Consider the following 16224-nt stretch of genomic DNA (forward strand, 5'->3'; position numbering starts at 1 on the left):
CTCAGAAGGACTTGGTATCAGATCCCGCCCGCGTCGGGGAATCCCCCTTGTGAGTCTCGCTCAGAAGGACTTGGTATAAGGCGGTAGCGCCAGGCGGCATGATCTACATCGTGGGACACATCCTGGAGGACAGCCGCATCGCGCCCGCGGCGGCGGTCGGGTTCAACCTGGTCTTCCTCAACGTCTACGATGCGGGCCGCGCGCGCAGCGAGGGCGAGCACCGAAGCGGGCTCGCCGAGGCGGGCTTCGTGGACGTCGAGGTCCGCTACCGCGCGGCCCCCGGCGACGCGAGCATCCTGGTCGCGCGCAAGGCAGCCTGAGGCTGCTCCATCGGGTCGCGCGAACCCGGAACCATTTCCCGCAGGCCGGAAGGGGACTAGCCCCGCCCAGGACGGCGCACGACGCGCACGGTCCCGCCGCGCGCGTTGCCGCAGAAGAACCGGTCGGCGCCGTCGGACTCGAGCCCCGACACGACGGCGCCTGGCGGCATCTCGATCCGCTGCACCACCTCGCCGCTGCGGGGATTGACCTGCCGCAGATCACTCTCCTCGCCCTCCCAGGTGCCGTGCCAGAGCTCGCCGTCGACCCAGGTGACGCCGGTGACGAAGCGGCTCGCCTCGATGGTGCGAAGGATCGCCCCCGTGGCGGGATCGAGCTGGTGAATCTTCTGGTTACGGTACTGCCCGACCCAGAGCGTCCCCTCTGCCCAGGCGAGCCCTGAGCCACCGCCGCTGGGTGCGGGGATCGTGGCCAGCACCGTGCCGGTCTTCGGATCGATCTTCTGGATGCGCTCATCGGCGAGCTGGAACAGGTGCTCGCCGTCGAAGGCCGTGCCGGCATGCGCGGCGACATCGATGGAGCGCACCAGCGTCCCGCTCTGCGGATCGAGCGCGTTCAGCCTCTCGCCCGAGGCGAACCAGATATGCCTGCCGTCATAGGTGACGCCGGCGACGTGTTCCACGTCCGGAAAGGGTCCGTACTCGTGGAGGATCTCGGCTGCTGCTCGCTTCATGCGGCCAGCCTAGCCGGACGGCAGTGGTGCCGGGAGCAACACTGTCGTCGCGATTCCCGGCAGAGGCGCGGTGATCCACCGGCGGGCCCGGCCGCGGCCGAAGGGCTGCACCTTGCGCGACGAGGCGAGCGCATCGAGCGCGCGCTGCACCGTGCGTTGGCTCACGCCGAGTGCGAGCGCAAGCGCCGAGCTCGACCACGCCTCACCATCGGCGAGCAGCGCGAGCACCGAGGCATGCTCGTCCTCGACTGGCCGCGCCAGCACGACGACCTCGCCCGAACTGCGCGGGGCGAGCGCAAAACCCCGCTTGGTCGCCCGCAGCGCCGCCACGCCCCGGAGCATCGCGCGCAGCCGCCCGGCCTCGACGCGCAAGCGTGCACGATGCGACTCGTCGGTGAATCGTGCGCCGAACGTACGCGCGATCAGCACGCTCCGCGGCACGTCCGCGGGCCACGCCTCGGCGAGTGCGCGGGCGAGCACGAACAGCACCGGGCGCCGCGCGAGCGGGATCACTCTGTCCGCGACACGCACGACATGGCGGCAGGCATCGATGACGAGCGCGCCCGATGCCAGCAGCGCCTCCACCTCATCGAGCAGGAGCAGCCGCTCCTCGCCACGCACGATCAGGCGCGCCGCCGGCCTGTTCAGCACGCCGCAGGCGCTCTCGACCTCCGCGGACAGCGCGGGGATGCCCGCCTCGCGCGCTGCGGCCTCGGCCCGGGCGAGGGCTGCGCGCGCGTCCGTGACGCGGATGCGTCGGATCGCGAGACCCGCGACCGCGAGCTCGTGCGCAGTCCGCCAAGCGGGCGGGAGGAGCGCGGGGTCCGATGCCGCGAGTGTGCGCTCGGCCGCGTCGAGCGCGCCGATCAGCAGCAGGCGCCGGACCTCGAGATGCCGCGCATGCGCCGCATTCAGCCGGTCGCCATGCCGCTCGAGCACCGCCCGCGCCTGGTCGAGCGCCTTCGCCATCGAGCCCAGATCGCGCGAGACGAGTGCGATCTCCGCCTCCGCGACGACGCAGCGCGCGCGCGCAACGGCCTCCTTCGGGCCGAAGCCGCGCGCCGCACGGCGTAGCAGCACCTTCGCCCGATCGAGATCGCCGAGCTGCGCCATCGCGATGCCGCGCAGCGCAAGCGCTGCCGCGTCGTTGCGCAGCGCGATGCGGTTCAGCGCGCCGAGCGCATCACCCGCCGCGAGCGCACGCGCCGCAGCCGTGATCAGCGAGTCCATCGCAATCGCGTCACACTTGTCACTCTCACAACCCGTGGGGCGCTCGCCATTCTCCTGCCCGTCACCACGAGGAAGGAGAGATCGATATGCCGGACATCCTGCACCGGATCGGCATCAAGGCGTCACCCGGCGAAAGCTACAAGGCCCTGGCCACGCTGCCCGGGCTTGCCGGCTGGTGGACGACCGACACGCGCGGAAAGAGCGAGGTCGGTGACGTGATCGCGTTCCGCTTCGGCGATCGCGGCGGTTTCGACATGAAGGTGCTCGCGCTCGATCCCGCCGGGCGCGTGCTGTGGCAGGTGATCGAGGGACCGGCCGAGTGGATCGGCACCAAGGTGAGCTTCGATCTCGCGCCAGAGGACAGATACACGCTGCTCCGCTTCAAGCATCAGGACTGGCACGAGCCGACCGACTTCATGCACCATTGCAGCACGAAGTGGGCGACGTTCCTGATGAGCCTGAAGTCCTTCGTCGAGAGCGGGAAGGGCGCGCCCTATCCGGAGGATGTCCGCATCACCAACACGGCCGACTGAGCCTTCGCGGCGACTCTGACACGGAGCCTCCGCCGCGGCGTTCGACCAACGCGGCGGAGGCGGCGCAGCGAAAGGACAGGACAGAGGAGGTCGTTGCGCCGACGTTGCTGACAGCGAATGCCCCGCTCAGAATGCCCCGGTGGCGGCGAGCGCGCGGCCGATCTCCATCATCATGTACTCGAACTCGGTGATGAAGCGGTCCGTCACCACGACATGGAAGTAGTCGCCGCCGTTGACGATGTCGTCGCCCTTCCGCTTGCCGAACGCCAGGGTGCGCTCGAACCCGTGCTTGGCGATGTCCTTGCCCAGCCACTGGTCGAGCACCACCAGCCCCTTCGCGGTCTGGCGCAGGTAGATGGCGGCATGGTTGCCGTGGCTGCGGTTCGGATACTTGCCGTCGGCGTTCCAGCCCGCCGCGATCACGGCCCCTTCGGGCACGGCGGCGTTGCCCTTCACGATCGGCCCTTTGCGCCAGAATTTCACCTTCGGCGCGCCCGAGGCGAGCTGCGGCAGGATCGGGCACTGGCCGTTGCCCACATGGGTGGCGCGCTTCTTCCACTTGGACAGGTTCTCGACCTTGTAGAACTCCAGCATCTCGGCCTTGCCGGCGAAGTCCTTGTCGGCCCTCGCCATGGCCTGAAGCTCGGCCAGTGAGCCCTTGGGCATCGCCGGTCCTCCATTTTGACAACGGATCTTATGGCAGCGCCCCCGACCGCGCCGAGTGAGCCGGTTCACACCCGCCCCTTGTCCCGACTCTGACCCAGGTCAATGCACTGACGGCCGCTCCTCCCCACATGAGGGGTCGCCACAGGGAGGACTGTCCCATGAGCGCCAGAAGACACTGGTCCGGTGCCCTGGCTGCGGAGGTGGAGCGTGCGGCCAGGCAACACGTCCTCGCGACCACGGCCGAACCGGGCCGGGACGGGGCGATCATGCCGCACGGGCCCGCCGCGACCGATCACGCGTTGCGCCTGGTGCGCGCGATGATCGCGGCGACCAAGGCAGACGGGAGGCTCACCGACGACGAGCGCGAACGCCTGCTCGACCGGATTGGGCCCACGCAGTTCGACCCCGACGTGCAGGACTGGCTGCAGCGAGAGTTCCGCGCCAAGCTCGACATCGAGGCGGTGGTCGAGGGGTGCTGCGACAGCCCACGACGGTCGGTCGAGGTCTATCTCGCCAGCCTCATGGCGATCGACCTCGATCAGCCCGCGGAGCATGCGTGGCTGCGCCGGCTCGCCGGCCGGCTCGGGCTGGAGCGCCGGCTGGTCGACGCGATCCACGCCAAGCATGGCGCGCCGGTGCTCGACTGGGGCTGAGCGGGGCTACTCGCGCCTCGTCAGGGCCTGCTCGATCGCGGCGAGCCGCTCCGCAAGCCGCCGCTGGCCGATGCCGATCGCAGCGAGCGCGAACAGCGTCAGCGCCGTGACCATGCCGCTGCCGGCATAGAGCAGCCGCCCCGCATTCCAGTCGTCGCCACGCACGGGCGTGGCCTTCAGCGCGAGGTCGATGCAGGCGATCAGCGCGACCGCCGCGACCACCTGGAGCGCGCGCCAGGGGATCATGCCAGGACCCGCCGCGCCTTCGCCGCGATCAGCGTGTTCTCGAGCAGGCTCGCGATCGTCATCGGCCCGACCCCGCCGGGCACAGGCGTGATCCAGGCCGCGCGCTGCGCCGCCTCGGCGAAGGCCACGTCGCCGACCAGCCGCCCGTCGGCGCGGCGGTTGATGCCGACATCGATCACCGTCGCGCCCTCGGCGATCCAGTGACCGCGCACGAGCTCCGCCCGGCCGACCGCGACCACCAGCACCTCGGCGCGCCGGCACTCCGTGGCCAGGTCGCGCGTGCGGCTGTGGGCCAGCGTGACGGTCGCGTCCGCGGCCGTGAGCAGCGCCGCGACCGGCCGGCCGACCAGGACGCTCCGGCCCAGCACCACCGCGCGCGCGCCGGCGAGCGCCACGCCGGTCTCAGCAAGCAGGGTCATCACCCCCTTGGGCGTGCAGGGCACCAGCCCGGGGTGGCCGCTGGCGAGATGGCCGGCGTTCACGGGGTGCAGCCCGTCCACGTCCTTCGCCGGGTCGAGCGCCTCGATCACGGCCTCGGCGCGGATGTGCCGCGGCAGCGGGAGCTGGACCAGGATCCCGTCCACCGCGTCGTCGGCGTTGAGCCCAGCGATGATGTCCAGCAGCGCCGCCTCGGTGATCTCGGCGGGCAGCGCGATGGTCGCCTCGCGGAACCCCGCATTGGCCGCGGCCCTGGCCTTGTTGCGGACATAGACGTGGCTCGCCGGGTCGTCGCCGACGATCACCACGGTGAGCCCCGGCGCGATCCCCGCCTCGCGCGCCTCGGCCGCCACCCGCGCGCGCAGCCGCGCCGCGGCCGCACGGCCGTCGATGATCGCCGCTGTCATCGGCCGAGCGCAGCCAGCCTGGCCGAGAGGGTCCCGGCATCGCCGTCGACGCGGATCAGCTTCTCGCGCGAGCCCGCTCCGCGCAGCAGCGTGCAGGCGGAGGGCGCCACGCCCAGACGGTCCGCCAGCAGACGCAGCACGGCGTCGTTCGCGCGGCCTTGGTCGGGCGGTTCGGTGACCGCGAGGCGCAGCAGCGGCGTCCCGTCCTTGCCCGGGGCGATCCCCAGCACGCCCGCATGCCGCGCCTTCGGCGTGACCTTCACGGCGACGGTGAGGCTCACAGCAGCGCCGGCGCGACCGTGGTGGACAGGAAGATCCGCGCCGCCTGGAGCAGCAGGATCAGGATCAGCGGACTGATGTCGATGCCGCCGAGATTGGGCAGGAAACTGCGGATCGGCCGGAGCGCGGGCTCGGTGACGCGCCAGAGGAAGTCGCCGATGGTCCAGACCAGCCGGTTGCGGGTATCCAGCACGTTGAACGCCGTCAGGATCGAGAACACCGCGGCGATGATCAGCACCCAGACATAGATGCTCAGCGCGGTGTCGATCAGCCAGAGGAATGCGTACATCAGCGGTTCCGGCACGGTTCTGCGGGGCGGGCGGACCCTAGCGGCCGGGCGTGGCGGCACGCAAGCCGGCATCCCGGCGTCCTTGACTTCGGCCGGTCAGCGGACAATAACGCCGCGCCCGCGGCATGGGGCTGTAGCTCAGATGGGAGAGCGCCTCGTTCGCAATGAGGAGGTCAGGGGTTCGATTCCCCTCAGCTCCACCACCCGCCGCGAGCACCCTAGACGCATCAATTGGTTAGCGGCCCGGTTTTGCAGAACGCCGGGCGGTTTTGCATTCCGCGTTCACCTTTCGCCCCCCGGCCGCAGCCGCACGATCGCCGCTTCCGCGAGCCGGCTCTGATCCGCGGAACGGGTGTATCGTTGCACCTCCGAGAGCGTCGCGTGGCCCGTGATCGCGGCGATCTCATGCGGCGTGCATCCGGCCTCCGCGAGCCTGCGCGCTGCCGCCTTGCGAAGCCCGTGCGGCGACAGATTGGTCGGCAATCCCGCCTGGACGATGAGCGGCTTGAACCGCTGGTAGAACGCATTCGCGCTCGCGAACGGACGACCGAGTTCGGTGATCAGGAATGCGAGATGGCCCGCTGGCGCTGCCGCTTCCAGCGACGCGCGCAATGCGGGATGGATCGGGATCAGCAGTTCGGCTCCTGTCTTCTGCTGGGTGATCCGCAGCTTCCCGCCGACGAGGTGCTGCGGCCCGAGCCGGATGACGTCGCTGCGGCGCTGGCCGGTATAGAGCATCAGGTCGAACGCCAGCCGCGCGCGCGTGCCGACCGGCCATCGCGCCTCGAACTGCGCGATCTGCTCCTCGGTCCACGCGGCGAAGGGCCGCTTGCGGTAGCGCACCCGGCGCACGTCGCGCGTCGGGTCGTCGTCGCGCAGGCCGATGTCGATCGCGTGCCGCATCAGCAGGCGCAGCAGGCTTAGGACGCGGTTCGCCTGCGCCGGCGCGTTCCGGCCCATCTCCGTCACGATCTGCCGCACATGGCGCGGCTCCATGAGCCGGACGGGCTTCTCCCCGTGCTCCGCCCGCAGCCGTTCGAGAAGCCGGCGATAGGTCTCCTGGCTCTGCCGCGCCAGCGCAGACCATTCCGGGGACCGATAGACGGACACGACCAGCGCGGCGAACGATCCCGGCGGTCCGTCCCTCGCGTCCTTGTCGGCCGGCGCTGCGGCCAGGGCCGCATGATAGGCCGCCATGAACTCCGGCGATCCCGGCGCGCCCGGCAGGCGCGCGAGGGGACAGCCGGGGCGGCGCAGATACCAGCGCACCGTGCCGTAGCGATCCCGGAACCGATGCGCGTAGCGCAGCCGCACGACGGTCATGCCTGATCCCACGGGTTGTTCGTCAAGCCCGGGGAGGTTGCGGCACGTCCGGCGCGACGGTCCAGCCAGCGGTCGAGATCCTCGCGCAGCCAGACCGGGATGCGGCCGGTAAGATAGACCGGCGCCGGCGCCTCGTTGCGCTTCACCATGGCGAGCCATGTCGACGGATGGACGCCGACGTAGAGCGCAGCGAGCTGCGTGCGCAGCCCGCGCGGCACAAACGGAAGCGGCCCGTCAGCCCGGTGCGGCTTCGGCGTGGGCATCGGCGAGTTCCAGCAGGACGTCCGCGTGGCACGGGCTGTCCGGCGGGCACCAGCAGGCAAGGCGCTTGCCGCGCAGCCTCGGCAGATCGCGAAGAATGCGGTCCCGCGCCGCCGCGCCGCTGTTTCCGACAACGGCGAAGCCGCGCGCCTCGCCGGCAAGGCGCATCAGGCCGTCCGTGTCGCCCGCGAGCCACGCGCGGTATGCGGCCACGGCATCAGCCGGATCGTCGCAGCGGAACGGATTGCCCCAGCGCGTCGCGCGATCGACTTGCACGGTGTCGGGCGGCAAGCGCCATCCCCTGACGCGCCGGAGCTGAACCCGTCGCGGCGCCGACGTCATGTTCCCGCCTGTCTCCATCCCAGCATCCGACCTTCGGCCACGCCAGCTTCCCGTTCGATGCGCCGGTCTTCCACCAGTTCATGCGCCGCATCGCTGAGGTCGAGCCTCCGGGCCGGCTCAAGCGATGCGGGGTCGATGAGCACGGTGCACGCGTAGGCGCCGGCCTGGTCCTCCGCGTCGTCGGCCACGGTTTCGACCGCGTCCTCCTCCGACGTATGCACGGTTGCCTCGTATGGCGGCGAGCCGCGCGGATGGCGCCAGAGGTTCAGCCAGACCTTCATCGCGGGCTCACAGCATCACCGGCTCGACCTCGGCCTTCAGGCCGCGCAGCGTCGCGAGCACCGCTTCCATCTCGGCGAACTCGCGGTCCGCGTCGCGCTGCGTCATCCGCCCGGCCTGCACCCACCTGGGATAGGCCCGGCGCCGGAGCGCGATCTCGCGCTCGACGCATGCGATCTGCCGCTCGATCGAGACCGCCATGGTCAGTGCACCTTGCCGGCCTCCGCCCCCTCGCCCGCGGTCACATCGCGCACCATGTCCGCGGCAAAGCGGACGATGTCGTGCAGACGCTCCTCGGGTATCTGCGCGATCAGCGCGCGCGAGACCTTCCGCAGCACGTCCGCGTGGTCCGGACGTTCATCCGCGATGAACTGCGCGACCATCAGCAGGCAGCCGACCGCCGCCATCTGCATGCCGGTCGTCTCGTCCAGGGCAAGTTCGACGCGCTTCACCCGCATCAGAAGAGCTCCTCCTTCGGCGCCCCCTCGCCGGGGATGTCGGCCGGCGGCGCGCCGGCGGCGGAAGGCTCGCTCCCGTCATCCGGCGCAGGCTCCGGCTGCGCGATGCGCCGCGCGCGCCGGCGGGGCGCCTCCGCCGGCTCGTCGGCACGCTGCTGGGCCTCCGGCTCGCCCGAAGGCTCCTCCGTCGCCGTGGTGGTCACGATGCCGGTCTCGTCGGGCGACGCGGCGCCGATCTCGTCTGCGGCGAGCTCGTTGCCGATCTCCTCCGGGAAGGCGCGGCGCAGCGAAGCGGCCTCGGCGCACTTCTCGAGCTGCCCGCGGGGGCGCCGGCGCCACATCTCGTTCGGCAGCGCATCGCGGCCCAGCGTTGCGTAGGTTTCGAGCCAGTAGACGCGCGGCCCGGGCACCGGCACGCGCTGGCCGTTGACCATGCGATAGACGGTGACCTGCGCCCATTCCGGAAAGGTCACGGTCACGACCACGTCGCGCCCGTCCTCGCCGACCTTGCCGCGCCAGGTCTGCGTGATGTCCGGCCCGAACTGCGCGGCGTCGCAGCCCGCGTAGAGGCCGGTGCGCATCGCCGTGGTGCGCAGCTCGCCGATGCCCGGCCAGACGGTGTCCACGTATCGCTTGCGCTTACGGTCCCAGATCGGCACCACGTGCACCGGCTTCTTCATCGGGTCGAGCCGGCGCGCCTTGCAGTACGACAGCGCGAGGATCACACCCTCGACGCTTTCCGCAGTGGGGAAGACCGCCTCGACCAACGCGCGCCAGGATGCGCGGTCGATGCCGAAGCGCTCATGTACGGAAGGGTGGTAGGGCAGGCGCTCCGGCGCGATCGCGGGCAGGGCCTCCGTCGCGCGCGGGGATGCAAGCTGGGGGCGTGCGTTCATGGTTCCTCCTTGAGGCGGTGCTCGCGGCACCAGGATGTGCCCCAGGCCGGGCACCAGCGGTCGGAGCACAGCTTCGACATCGGATTGGCCAGGAAGGCCCAGGGTTCGCCCGGCGCGACGCCGCGCTCGGGATCGCCGAAGCGGAAGGCGCGGATGTCCGCGTCGATCCGGCGAAGCACCGCCATCGCCGCGACCTCGGCGCCGGTGACGTCGTGCAGATGCGTCTCGGCCGCCGGCTGCGCCTTCTTGACCGCGACGCGGGCGACGAAGTCCTCCGCCGCCTCGCGCACGTCGATGCCGTGCGTGCGCGCGAGCAGGGAATACGCGCCGAGCTGCGGGCGATGATGCCCGCGTCGCGCCCCGGTCTTGAGGTCGCGGACGCGCCCCGCCTCGCGGGCGATCACGTCCGACTGGCCGGAGAGGACGAGTCCGGGCAGCGCCTCGGCTTCAAGCCGTTCTTCGACCGCGACCGGCTCCACTTGCGGCGCGATGCCGTCGCGCCAGGCGTCCGCCATGCGCAGCGCCTGCACCTCGGCCGCGTCGGCCGCCGGCGTGTCGCGGTCGAAGACGACCTCGCCAGCGATCGCCTCGCGCAGCGCGTCGCGCGCCGCGTCGCGCGCGTCGTCGGCCGGCGGCAGGGCGCCGGTGCGGAGGCGTTCGGTGAGGGTGATCGCGGCGGCGGCGTGCACCGCCATGCCGACCGCCGCGCCGACGCCGTGAGGCAACGAACGGAGCGCATGGCCCGCCGCTTCGATCTCGGCGCGCATCATCCGCGCGGCTGCACGGCGCGGGCAGTCGGTGTAGGCCGAGAGCGTCGACGCGCGGACGATCGTCGTCACGGCGCGGCGCCCTCGATCGCGAGGGCGATGATCCACCATGCCCAGAACCAGCCGAAGGTGCCGGCGGCGAGCGCTGCGGCGCCGAGGGCGAGCTGGATCGTAGGAAAGCTGCGATGCATGGTGCGAGATTGCGAAAAACGCACTTCAAAGTCAACGCGCTTATCGCAATAGCGCTCAGCTGTCAGCACGCCACGTTCTGACGCGCTGCTCGCTGATCATGATCTCGGGCGACAGCTTTTGTCGGAGTGCGGCCCGCGATGCCGGCATGTTCTGTGAACGAAATGCAAGACCCCCGCGCGAGGCGGGGGTCAGGGGGCGCTTCGTCCGCGGGATGCCCAGCCCGCACCTGTGTGGACGATAGGTTTTGCCTGCGGCAAGCGGCCACACCAAGCATCGCTACACAGATGTTACATTAGCCCGCTGGTCGCGTTCATCCAAGAGGGAATCGTCATGCAAGTGATCTGGGGTTTCGATCTGGGCGTCACCTCGGTTGGTTTCGCAGTCATCCGCTGGGACGGGTGGGACACAACCGACGGGAACGGCGAGATCCTTCGTCTCGGCGTTCGTGTGTTTCCTGAGACCCGCGAGATCGATGCGCAGGGTCCGGGCTCCCCGCTTAACGCTTGGCGTCGGCAAAAGCGGCTAATGCGCCGACAGGTGCGGCGGCGGCGCTGGCGGCGGGTGCATCTGCGTGTCCTGCTCGCCGAGGCGAGGCTCCTGCCCGATGAGCGTGCGCAGCCGCCGGAGGGACAAGACCCGTACGCCCTGCGTGACCGTGGGCTGGACTGTCCTCTCTCCTCCGAGGAGGTAGGCTGGGCGATCTTCCACCTGCTCAAGCGCCGCGGTTTCCAGGGCAGCCGCAAGGTCGGCCCGGCCGAGGCCGGGCCGGCGACCGCCGAGGACGAGGAGGCCCCGCGCCGGCGGCGCCGGCGGGGGCAGGCGGGGGCGGCCCCGCTCCCGAACCGGCCGACGACCGCGCGCGCGAGGAGGACGAGGAGCGGGCGCGCGGCGAGGCCCTGGCGCTCCGGTTGGCCGGACGCAGGCTCGCGACCTATCTGCAATCCGACGACCACCTGCACCCCGAGGGCGCCGCGCCGCCGGTCTGGGACACGCCGCGCCGGCGCAATGTCGGCCAGACCCGGCCCATGGTGCGCGAGGAGTTCGAGGCGCTGTGGGCCGAGCAGGCGAAACACCACCCGACGCTGCTCACGCCCGACCTGAAGGCACGCATTGAGGCGGTTGCGCTCGCCCAGCGGCCGACCTTCTTCCGCGCCCGCACCGTCGGCGCGGACGATCTGGAACCCGGCGCGCCACGGGCGCTGAAGGCCGAGTGGCTGACGCAGCGCTTCGAGATGCTCCAACTGGTCAACGCGCTCCGGCTGGAGCGGGGCAACCAGCGCGAGCTCGATCCGGACGAGCGGGCCAAGGCGATTGCGTATCTGGAGGCCGAGCGCCGCCCCACCTGGGCGGGGCTGCGCGCCGCGATCGGTGTCGGGCGGAGCGACCGCTTCACGCACGAGCGCGGCGAGAAATCCACGGTGCGTGGCAATGCCACCGAGGCGGCGCTCGGGGCCGCGCTTGGGCCGGCGTGGGACGCGCTGTCCGAAGCGACGCGGGAGACGATCCGCGCCGAGATCGGTCGCGCTTGGCACCGGATCGAGTATCGGCCGACGAAGGGCGCCGCGATTCTCGAAATCCGCGATCATTTTGGGATCGCGGCCGAGCGCGCCGCGCTGGCCGAGCGCGCGCGCACCGAGTGGGGACTGCCGTCAGAGGCGGCGGAGGCGCTCGCGCGCATCGACCTGCCGGACGGCGCGGCACGGCACAGCCTCGCGGCGATGCGCAATCTGCTGCCGCTGCTTGAGTCGGGTACGCCATACATGACGGCCGTGGAACGGGTCTATGGCGCCCGCCGCGACAGCGGCCCGCCGCTCGACCGGCTGCCGGTGCCGAACGCGTCGGAACTGCACAGGATTGAGGACACCTGGGTGCGCGACAGGATGGCGGCACTTCTGGCCGGCATCCGCAACCCGACCGTGCTGCGCACGCTCGGCGAGCTGCGCAAGGTGGTCAACACGCTGCTGCGCGCGCACGGTCGGCCCGACATGATCCGGCTGGAGTTCGCGCGCGATCTCAAGCAGTCGGCCGAGGAGCGGCGCGAGACCGACAAACGCCAGCGCGAGCGCGAGCGGGCGCGCGACGAGGCACGCAAGAAGGTGGCGGAACTCGGCAAGCCGGCGGAGGGGCCGGAGGGCGAGGAGAACGTGCTGCGCTGGCTGCTCTGCAACGAGCAGGGCGGGCGCTGCCCCTATTCGGGCGATCCAATCAGTTGCGCCGATGCCCTCGACGCTTCGGCGACGCAGATCGACCACGTCTTCCCCGTCAGCCGCAGCTTCGACGATTCGCAGGCGAACAAGGTGCTGTGCTTCGCGCGCGAGAACGCGGCGAAGGGACGGCGCACACCCTTCGAGTGGCTCTCGGGCGATGCCGATCGCTGGACACATCTGACGACGATCGTTTGGCCGCAGATGAAGAATGCCGGCTGGCCCGACGCGAAGCGGCGACGCTGCCTGAAGGCGACGCTGGAGGACCCGGAGACCGACGAGGCGGGCTTCACGAACCGCCAGCTAGTGGACACGGCGTTTATCGCCCGCGCCGCGCGCCCGTATCTCGGGCTGCTGTTCGGCGGCGGACAGGAGGGCGTCAACGCGGTGCAGCCGGTGCCGGGACGCGCGACGGCACTGCTCCGGCGCGCCTGGGGGATCGGCCTCGGGCGGCTGCTGGATGGCGCCGCCGAGAGCGGGCCGAAGGTGCGCGACGATCTGCGCCACCATGCGATTGACGCGCTGGCTGTGGCGCTGACCTCGCCGCGCACGGTGGCGGAACTGTCGCGCTGGTGGCAGCGCCGTGAGACGGGGCTGCGCCCGCCCGGCTTCCACCTGCCGTGGCCGGGCTTCCGCGAACAGGCCAAGGCGGCGGTGGAGGCGATCCTCGTGAGCCACCGCGTACAGGCGAAGCTGTCGGGGCCGTTGCATGAGGAGACGCGACTCGGCGACACGGGGCAGCGCGAGGCCGCCGGCTCGGCGATCTACGTCAAGCGCAAGGCGGTGGCGGATCTCAGTGCTTCGGAGATCCTGAGTACGCCCGAGGACGGCCGAGACGCCTGGATCGCCGACGCGGGAGTGCGGCAGGCGATCCTCGATCATCTGGCGGCGAACGGGCTCGTGCTGGAACGCCGGCAGCGTGGCGCCGCGCCCGACGCGGCGTCGGCACGGCGGCTGAAGGCGCTGCTCGCGCAGGAGATCCGTCTGAAGTTGACGGAGACAACCCGCAACCGATGGGTGGAGAAAGGTATCGCGGCCGGGCGCGGGCCGGTGATCCGACGGGTGCGGCTGCACATCCGGCGCAAGGAGGGCGTGATGCGCGTGCACGCCGCGGAGAACATCCATGCGGAACTCGGCCCCGGGTCGAACGACCACATCGCGATCTACCGGCACGGAGAGACTGTTCGCTACGAAGTTGTGACGAAGCGCACGGCGCTGGTGCGCGTGCGCCGCGGTGAACCCGCCGTGCTGCCCGAGCATCCCGAGGGCGGGCGGCTAGTGATGGCGTTGCGACCGCGCGACGTGCTCTCTCGTGAGACTGACGGGACCCGGCACTTCGCGCTCGTTCGGAAGGTCAATGCGGCCGGGCGCATCTTCTACAAGCCGCTTCATTCTGTGAACGAACCTAAGCCTGAAGTCTCTCTCGGCCCGAGTTGTGTCCACGACGGCTGGTGCAAGGTCGCCGTCGATCCGATCGGGCGCTGGAAACCGGCGCGATGACGCGCACGGTCGAGATCTCCTCGCCCGCGCGCCTGTCGCTGCGCCACCGCCAGCTCGTGGTCGCTCGCGAGGACGGCAGCGCCCCCACCGTTCCCGTCGAGGACATGGCCCTACTGGTAGTGGACAACCCGCAGGTCACCTACACGCACGCGCTGCTCGCGGCACTCGCCGAGGCGAAGGTCGCCACCGTCCTGTGCGGCCCCGATCACATGCCGGCGGGCGTCGTACTGCCCTATGCCGCCAACGCGCTCGCCGGCGAGCGGCAGCGCGCGCAGCTCGCCTGCCCGCGCCCGCTCGCCAAGCGGCTGTGGCAGGCGATCGTCGCCTGCAAGCTGCGCCGCCAGGGCGACCTGCTGCGCCGCGCCACCGGGCAGGACGCGGGGCTCGATGCGATGGCCGGGCGCGTGCGCTCCGGCGACCCCGAGAACCTGGAGGCGCAGGGCGCGCAGCGCTACTGGCCGCGGCTGCTCGGCCCGGCGTTCCGGCGCGACCGTGCCGGCGTGGCGCCGAACCCGCTGCTGAACTACGGCTACGCGGTGCTGCGCGCGGCGACCGCGCGCGCCGTGGTCGGCGCCGGGCTGCTCGCCGGGGTCGGCCTGTTCCACGCCAACCGCGGCGATGCCTTCGCGCTCGCCTCCGACCTGATGGAGCCGTTCCGTCCGTTCGTCGATGGCGTGGTGTGGGAGATGGCGGGCGCCGGGCTGGCCGAGGGCGAGCTTGACCGGACGCGCAAGGCGCATCTGCTCGGCGTGCTGAACATCGCGGTGGGGATGGACGGGCAGGCGATGCCGCTCGGGCTTGCGCTGCACCGCTCGGCCGCTTCGCTGGCGGCAAGCTTCGGGGGCCGGCGGATGCTGCTGCGGCTGCCCGAGGACCCGACGGGCCTGCCTGAGCCAGCGGAGGAGCCGGATGAGGGCGCCGCGCCCACCCCTTCTTGACCCGATCGCCTGGCGCACCGTGTGGGTGTTCGCGATGTTCGACCTGCCGGTGGAGACGAAGGCGCACCGCCGCGCCTATGCTCGCTTCCGCAAGGATCTGCTGGCGGACGGATTCGCGATGATGCAGTTCAGCGTGTATTTCCGGCATTGCGCGAGCCTGGACAGCGCCGCGGCGCATATCCGCCGGATGGGGCTGCGCGTGCCGGCCGAGGGCGAAGTGCGGTTCCTGACGGTGACGGATGCTCAGTTCGCGCGGATCCAGGTGTTCGCCGGAAAACGGCGTAAGCCGCCGGAGACTCCGCCGGCGCAGCTGGAGTTTTTCTAGCGTGCGCCGGCGGATTCGTGTGCCGTTTCAGGCGGTTGCCGGAAGGGCAGTGTAGCGATGCCCGGTGCGGCCGCAAACCGCAGCGCATCGGGCTTGGTCGCGACACTGGGACGCAGTGTAGCGATGCCCGGTGCGGCCGCAAACCGCAGCTCGAGCCGATACACACCTGTGCCCGCCACGAGTGTAGCGATGCCCGGTGCGGCCGCAAACCGCAGCACCACGACGCGCGTCGGCCTGCCGCACGTCAGTGTAGCGATGCCCGGTGCGGCCGCAAACCGCAGCCCGCAGCAATGAACATGGCCATTCGCCAAAAGTGTAGCGATGCCCGGTGCGGCCGCAAACCGCAGCTACCGGCGCGGCGGCGCTCGCCGACCTCGCAGTGTAGCGATGCCCGGTGCGGCCGCAAACCGCAGCGTGCTCGGCGCGTCGCCACTGATCTTCAACAGTGTAGCGATGCCCGGTGCGGCCGCAAACCGCAGCCGTTGATGTGTTCCGACTGCGCGCGCGCAAAGTGTAGCGATGCCCGGTGCGGCCGCAAACCGCAGCGCCCGCAGCGTCGCGACCTCGGCGGGCGAAAGTGTAGCGATGCCCGGTGCGGCCGCAAACCGCAGCACGAAGCCGCAACGCGAGTGCATATCTTCGAGTGTAGCGATGCCCGGTGCGGCCGCAAACCGCAGCCTCGGCGATCGTGGACGAGACCTCTATCGGAGTGTAGCGATGCCCGGTGCGGCCGCAAACCGCAGCTGGCATTGCAGCGCGGCTTCATCGCTGTGCAGTGTAGCGATGCCCGGTGCGGCCGCAAACCGCAGCTCGCGTGCGACGCGGAGAAATGGAACCCGCAGTGTAGCGATGCCCGGTGCGGCCGCAAACCGCAGCATGCTACCGCCTTGAGTGACTGCAAGCGACAGTGTAGCGATGCCCGGTGCGGCCGCAAACCGCAGCTGATGAGGCTCGCGTCCTCGAAGAACGCGGAAGTGTAGCGATGC

At 71.1% G+C, this 16224-nt stretch carries 22 protein-coding genes, 1 tRNA gene, 1 pseudogene and 1 CRISPR repeat array; of the genes and pseudogenes, 8 read left to right on the forward strand and 16 right to left on the reverse strand.

The features are described 5' to 3' along the window. Window positions 1–98: 98 nt before the first annotated feature. Window positions 99–320, forward strand: a complete 222-nt coding sequence (locus ACTIFU_RS16680; protein ID WP_439579451.1) for a hypothetical protein — start codon at window positions 99–101, stop codon at window positions 318–320. A gap of 56 nt (window positions 321–376) precedes the next feature. Here the strand turns inward: ACTIFU_RS16680 and ACTIFU_RS16685 are convergent, their stop codons facing one another. Continuing rightward, a complete protein-coding gene (locus ACTIFU_RS16685; protein ID WP_439579452.1) occupies window positions 377–1012 on the reverse strand; it encodes a Vgb family protein in 636 nt (211 codons plus the stop codon). 9 nt (window positions 1013–1021) lie between these two features. Beyond that, window positions 1022–2242, reverse strand: coding sequence for a hypothetical protein (locus ACTIFU_RS16690; RefSeq protein WP_439579453.1), 1221 nt, complete (start codon window positions 2240–2242; stop codon window positions 1022–1024). A gap of 86 nt (window positions 2243–2328) precedes the next feature. Between ACTIFU_RS16690 and ACTIFU_RS16695 the strand changes: the two genes are divergently transcribed. Beyond that, window positions 2329–2775 (forward strand): SRPBCC family protein, encoded by a 447-nt coding sequence (locus ACTIFU_RS16695; protein WP_439579454.1) that lies wholly within the window; start codon window positions 2329–2331, stop codon window positions 2773–2775. A 126-nt stretch (window positions 2776–2901) separates the two neighbouring features. Here ACTIFU_RS16695 and ACTIFU_RS16700 read toward each other — a convergent pair whose 3' ends face one another. Beyond that, window positions 2902–3441: a BPSL0067 family protein gene (locus ACTIFU_RS16700; RefSeq protein ID WP_439579455.1), complete on the reverse strand. Its 540-nt coding sequence runs from the start codon at window positions 3439–3441 to the stop codon at window positions 2902–2904. A gap of 158 nt (window positions 3442–3599) precedes the next feature. Here ACTIFU_RS16700 and ACTIFU_RS16705 point away from each other — a divergent pair, with 158 nt between their 5' ends. After that, a complete protein-coding gene (locus ACTIFU_RS16705) occupies window positions 3600–4094 on the forward strand; it encodes a tellurite resistance TerB family protein (protein WP_439579456.1) in 495 nt (164 codons plus the stop codon). A 6-nt stretch (window positions 4095–4100) separates the two neighbouring features. Here ACTIFU_RS16705 and ACTIFU_RS16710 read toward each other — a convergent pair whose 3' ends face one another. The 4 genes from ACTIFU_RS16710 to ACTIFU_RS16725 are packed head-to-tail and all read right to left on the reverse strand — an operon-like array spanning window position 4101 to window position 5753. Beyond that, window positions 4101–4340, reverse strand: coding sequence for a hypothetical protein (locus ACTIFU_RS16710; protein WP_439579457.1), 240 nt, complete (start codon window positions 4338–4340; stop codon window positions 4101–4103). Beyond that, a complete protein-coding gene (gene folD, locus ACTIFU_RS16715; RefSeq protein ID WP_439579458.1) occupies window positions 4337–5185 on the reverse strand; it encodes a bifunctional methylenetetrahydrofolate dehydrogenase/methenyltetrahydrofolate cyclohydrolase FolD in 849 nt (282 codons plus the stop codon). The genes ACTIFU_RS16710 and folD overlap by 4 nt, the downstream gene beginning before the upstream one ends. Continuing rightward, window positions 5182–5466 carry a DUF167 domain-containing protein gene (locus ACTIFU_RS16720; RefSeq protein ID WP_439579459.1) on the reverse strand — a complete coding sequence of 95 codons (285 nt, stop codon included), beginning with the start codon at window positions 5464–5466 and terminating at the stop codon, window positions 5182–5184. Before ACTIFU_RS16720 ends, folD begins: the two co-directional genes overlap by 4 nt. Further along, window positions 5463–5753: a YggT family protein gene (locus tag ACTIFU_RS16725; protein ID WP_439579460.1), complete on the reverse strand. Its 291-nt coding sequence runs from the start codon at window positions 5751–5753 to the stop codon at window positions 5463–5465. Before ACTIFU_RS16725 ends, ACTIFU_RS16720 begins: the two co-directional genes overlap by 4 nt. Before the next feature lie 127 nt (window positions 5754–5880). On the opposite strand from ACTIFU_RS16725, the gene ACTIFU_RS16730 reads away from it, so the two are divergent. Next, window positions 5881–5956 (forward strand) — tRNA-Ala (locus tag ACTIFU_RS16730). Window positions 5957–6035: 79 nt separating this feature from the next. Here ACTIFU_RS16730 and ACTIFU_RS16735 read toward each other — a convergent pair. The 9 genes from ACTIFU_RS16735 to ACTIFU_RS16775 are packed head-to-tail and all read right to left on the reverse strand — an operon-like array spanning window position 6036 to window position 10270. Further along, window positions 6036–7076 (reverse strand): tyrosine-type recombinase/integrase, encoded by a 1041-nt coding sequence (locus ACTIFU_RS16735; RefSeq protein WP_439579461.1) that lies wholly within the window; start codon window positions 7074–7076, stop codon window positions 6036–6038. Further along, window positions 7073–7339 carry a helix-turn-helix transcriptional regulator gene (locus tag ACTIFU_RS16740; RefSeq protein WP_439579462.1) on the reverse strand — a complete coding sequence of 89 codons (267 nt, stop codon included), beginning with the start codon at window positions 7337–7339 and terminating at the stop codon, window positions 7073–7075. The genes ACTIFU_RS16735 and ACTIFU_RS16740 overlap by 4 nt, the downstream gene beginning before the upstream one ends. After that, entirely contained in the window at window positions 7311–7697 is a 387-nt protein-coding gene (locus ACTIFU_RS16745) for a DUF4326 domain-containing protein (RefSeq protein ID WP_439579463.1), read from the reverse strand. The genes ACTIFU_RS16740 and ACTIFU_RS16745 overlap by 29 nt, the downstream gene beginning before the upstream one ends. Further along, entirely contained in the window at window positions 7676–7960 is a 285-nt protein-coding gene (locus ACTIFU_RS16750) for a hypothetical protein (protein WP_439579464.1), read from the reverse strand. The genes ACTIFU_RS16745 and ACTIFU_RS16750 overlap by 22 nt, the downstream gene beginning before the upstream one ends. A gap of 7 nt (window positions 7961–7967) precedes the next feature. Continuing rightward, window positions 7968–8159, reverse strand: a complete 192-nt coding sequence (locus ACTIFU_RS16755) for a hypothetical protein (RefSeq protein WP_439579465.1) — start codon at window positions 8157–8159, stop codon at window positions 7968–7970. A gap of 2 nt (window positions 8160–8161) precedes the next feature. Continuing rightward, window positions 8162–8416 (reverse strand): hypothetical protein, encoded by a 255-nt coding sequence (locus ACTIFU_RS16760; protein ID WP_439579466.1) that lies wholly within the window; start codon window positions 8414–8416, stop codon window positions 8162–8164. Further along, complete coding sequence (gene bet / locus ACTIFU_RS16765; RefSeq protein ID WP_439579467.1) at window positions 8416–9312, reverse strand: phage recombination protein Bet; 897 nt, start codon at window positions 9310–9312, stop codon at window positions 8416–8418. The genes ACTIFU_RS16760 and bet overlap by 1 nt, the downstream gene beginning before the upstream one ends. Further along, window positions 9309–10151, reverse strand: coding sequence for a PD-(D/E)XK nuclease family protein (locus ACTIFU_RS16770; RefSeq protein WP_439579468.1), 843 nt, complete (start codon window positions 10149–10151; stop codon window positions 9309–9311). Before ACTIFU_RS16770 ends, bet begins: the two co-directional genes overlap by 4 nt. Then, on the reverse strand, window positions 10148–10270 hold the full coding sequence (locus tag ACTIFU_RS16775) for a hypothetical protein (protein WP_439579469.1): 123 nt from the start codon (window positions 10268–10270) through the stop codon (window positions 10148–10150). Before ACTIFU_RS16775 ends, ACTIFU_RS16770 begins: the two co-directional genes overlap by 4 nt. A gap of 331 nt (window positions 10271–10601) precedes the next feature. Here ACTIFU_RS16775 and cas9 (ACTIFU_RS16780) point away from each other — a divergent pair. From cas9 (ACTIFU_RS16780) to cas2, 4 genes and pseudogenes are all read left to right on the forward strand, one after another. After that, window positions 10602–11003, forward strand: a pseudogene (cas9, locus tag ACTIFU_RS16780) (type II CRISPR RNA-guided endonuclease Cas9); the annotation flags it as partial. Between the two features lie 176 nt (window positions 11004–11179). Continuing rightward, window positions 11180–13975, forward strand: coding sequence for a type II CRISPR RNA-guided endonuclease Cas9 (cas9, locus tag ACTIFU_RS16785; RefSeq protein ID WP_439579470.1), 2796 nt, complete (start codon window positions 11180–11182; stop codon window positions 13973–13975). Then, window positions 13972–14913, forward strand: a complete 942-nt coding sequence (gene cas1 / locus ACTIFU_RS16790; protein WP_439579471.1) for a type II CRISPR-associated endonuclease Cas1 — start codon at window positions 13972–13974, stop codon at window positions 14911–14913. The genes cas9 (ACTIFU_RS16785) and cas1 overlap by 4 nt, the downstream gene beginning before the upstream one ends. Continuing rightward, window positions 14885–15238 carry a CRISPR-associated endonuclease Cas2 gene (gene cas2, locus ACTIFU_RS16795; RefSeq protein ID WP_439579472.1) on the forward strand — a complete coding sequence of 118 codons (354 nt, stop codon included), beginning with the start codon at window positions 14885–14887 and terminating at the stop codon, window positions 15236–15238. The genes cas1 and cas2 overlap by 29 nt, the downstream gene beginning before the upstream one ends. Window positions 15239–15286: 48 nt before the next feature. Continuing rightward, window positions 15287–16180: direct repeats of the CRISPR family, unit length 36 nt; unit sequence AGTGTAGCGATGCCCGGTGCGGCCGCAAACCGCAGC. Window positions 16181–16224 lie beyond the last annotated feature (44 nt).

This window comes from Elioraea sp., from assembly GCF_051860475.1.
In the GTDB taxonomy this organism is placed as follows: Bacteria; Pseudomonadota; Alphaproteobacteria; order Acetobacterales; family Acetobacteraceae; genus Elioraea.

What these genes read in the sequence shown, in the direction of transcription:
- ACTIFU_RS16680 (WP_439579451.1), top strand. Translation starts at nt 99, where the DNA reads ATGATCTACATCGTGGGACACATCCTGGAGGACAGCCGCATCGCGCCC.
- ACTIFU_RS16685 (WP_439579452.1), bottom strand. Translation starts at nt 1,012, where the DNA reads ATGAAGCGAGCAGCAGCCGAGATCCTCCACGAGTACGGACCCTTTCCG.
- ACTIFU_RS16690 (WP_439579453.1), bottom strand. Translation starts at nt 2,242, where the DNA reads ATGGACTCGCTGATCACGGCTGCGGCGCGTGCGCTCGCGGCGGGTGAT.
- ACTIFU_RS16695 (WP_439579454.1), top strand. Translation starts at nt 2,329, where the DNA reads ATGCCGGACATCCTGCACCGGATCGGCATCAAGGCGTCACCCGGCGAA.
- ACTIFU_RS16700 (WP_439579455.1), bottom strand. Translation starts at nt 3,441, where the DNA reads ATGCCCAAGGGCTCACTGGCCGAGCTTCAGGCCATGGCGAGGGCCGAC.
- ACTIFU_RS16705 (WP_439579456.1), top strand. Translation starts at nt 3,600, where the DNA reads ATGAGCGCCAGAAGACACTGGTCCGGTGCCCTGGCTGCGGAGGTGGAG.
- ACTIFU_RS16710 (WP_439579457.1), bottom strand. Translation starts at nt 4,340, where the DNA reads ATGATCCCCTGGCGCGCGCTCCAGGTGGTCGCGGCGGTCGCGCTGATC.
- folD (WP_439579458.1), bottom strand. Translation starts at nt 5,185, where the DNA reads ATGACAGCGGCGATCATCGACGGCCGTGCGGCCGCGGCGCGGCTGCGC.
- ACTIFU_RS16725 (WP_439579460.1), bottom strand. Translation starts at nt 5,753, where the DNA reads ATGTACGCATTCCTCTGGCTGATCGACACCGCGCTGAGCATCTATGTC.
- ACTIFU_RS16735 (WP_439579461.1), bottom strand. Translation starts at nt 7,076, where the DNA reads ATGACCGTCGTGCGGCTGCGCTACGCGCATCGGTTCCGGGATCGCTAC.
- ACTIFU_RS16740 (WP_439579462.1), bottom strand. Translation starts at nt 7,339, where the DNA reads ATGCCCACGCCGAAGCCGCACCGGGCTGACGGGCCGCTTCCGTTTGTG.
- ACTIFU_RS16745 (WP_439579463.1), bottom strand. Translation starts at nt 7,697, where the DNA reads ATGGAGACAGGCGGGAACATGACGTCGGCGCCGCGACGGGTTCAGCTC.
- ACTIFU_RS16750 (WP_439579464.1), bottom strand. Translation starts at nt 7,960, where the DNA reads ATGAAGGTCTGGCTGAACCTCTGGCGCCATCCGCGCGGCTCGCCGCCA.
- ACTIFU_RS16755 (WP_439579465.1), bottom strand. Translation starts at nt 8,159, where the DNA reads ATGGCGGTCTCGATCGAGCGGCAGATCGCATGCGTCGAGCGCGAGATC.
- ACTIFU_RS16760 (WP_439579466.1), bottom strand. Translation starts at nt 8,416, where the DNA reads ATGCGGGTGAAGCGCGTCGAACTTGCCCTGGACGAGACGACCGGCATG.
- bet (WP_439579467.1), bottom strand. Translation starts at nt 9,312, where the DNA reads ATGAACGCACGCCCCCAGCTTGCATCCCCGCGCGCGACGGAGGCCCTG.
- ACTIFU_RS16775 (WP_439579469.1), bottom strand. Translation starts at nt 10,270, where the DNA reads ATGCATCGCAGCTTTCCTACGATCCAGCTCGCCCTCGGCGCCGCAGCG.
- cas1 (WP_439579471.1), top strand. Translation starts at nt 13,972, where the DNA reads ATGACGCGCACGGTCGAGATCTCCTCGCCCGCGCGCCTGTCGCTGCGC.
- cas2 (WP_439579472.1), top strand. Translation starts at nt 14,885, where the DNA reads ATGAGGGCGCCGCGCCCACCCCTTCTTGACCCGATCGCCTGGCGCACC.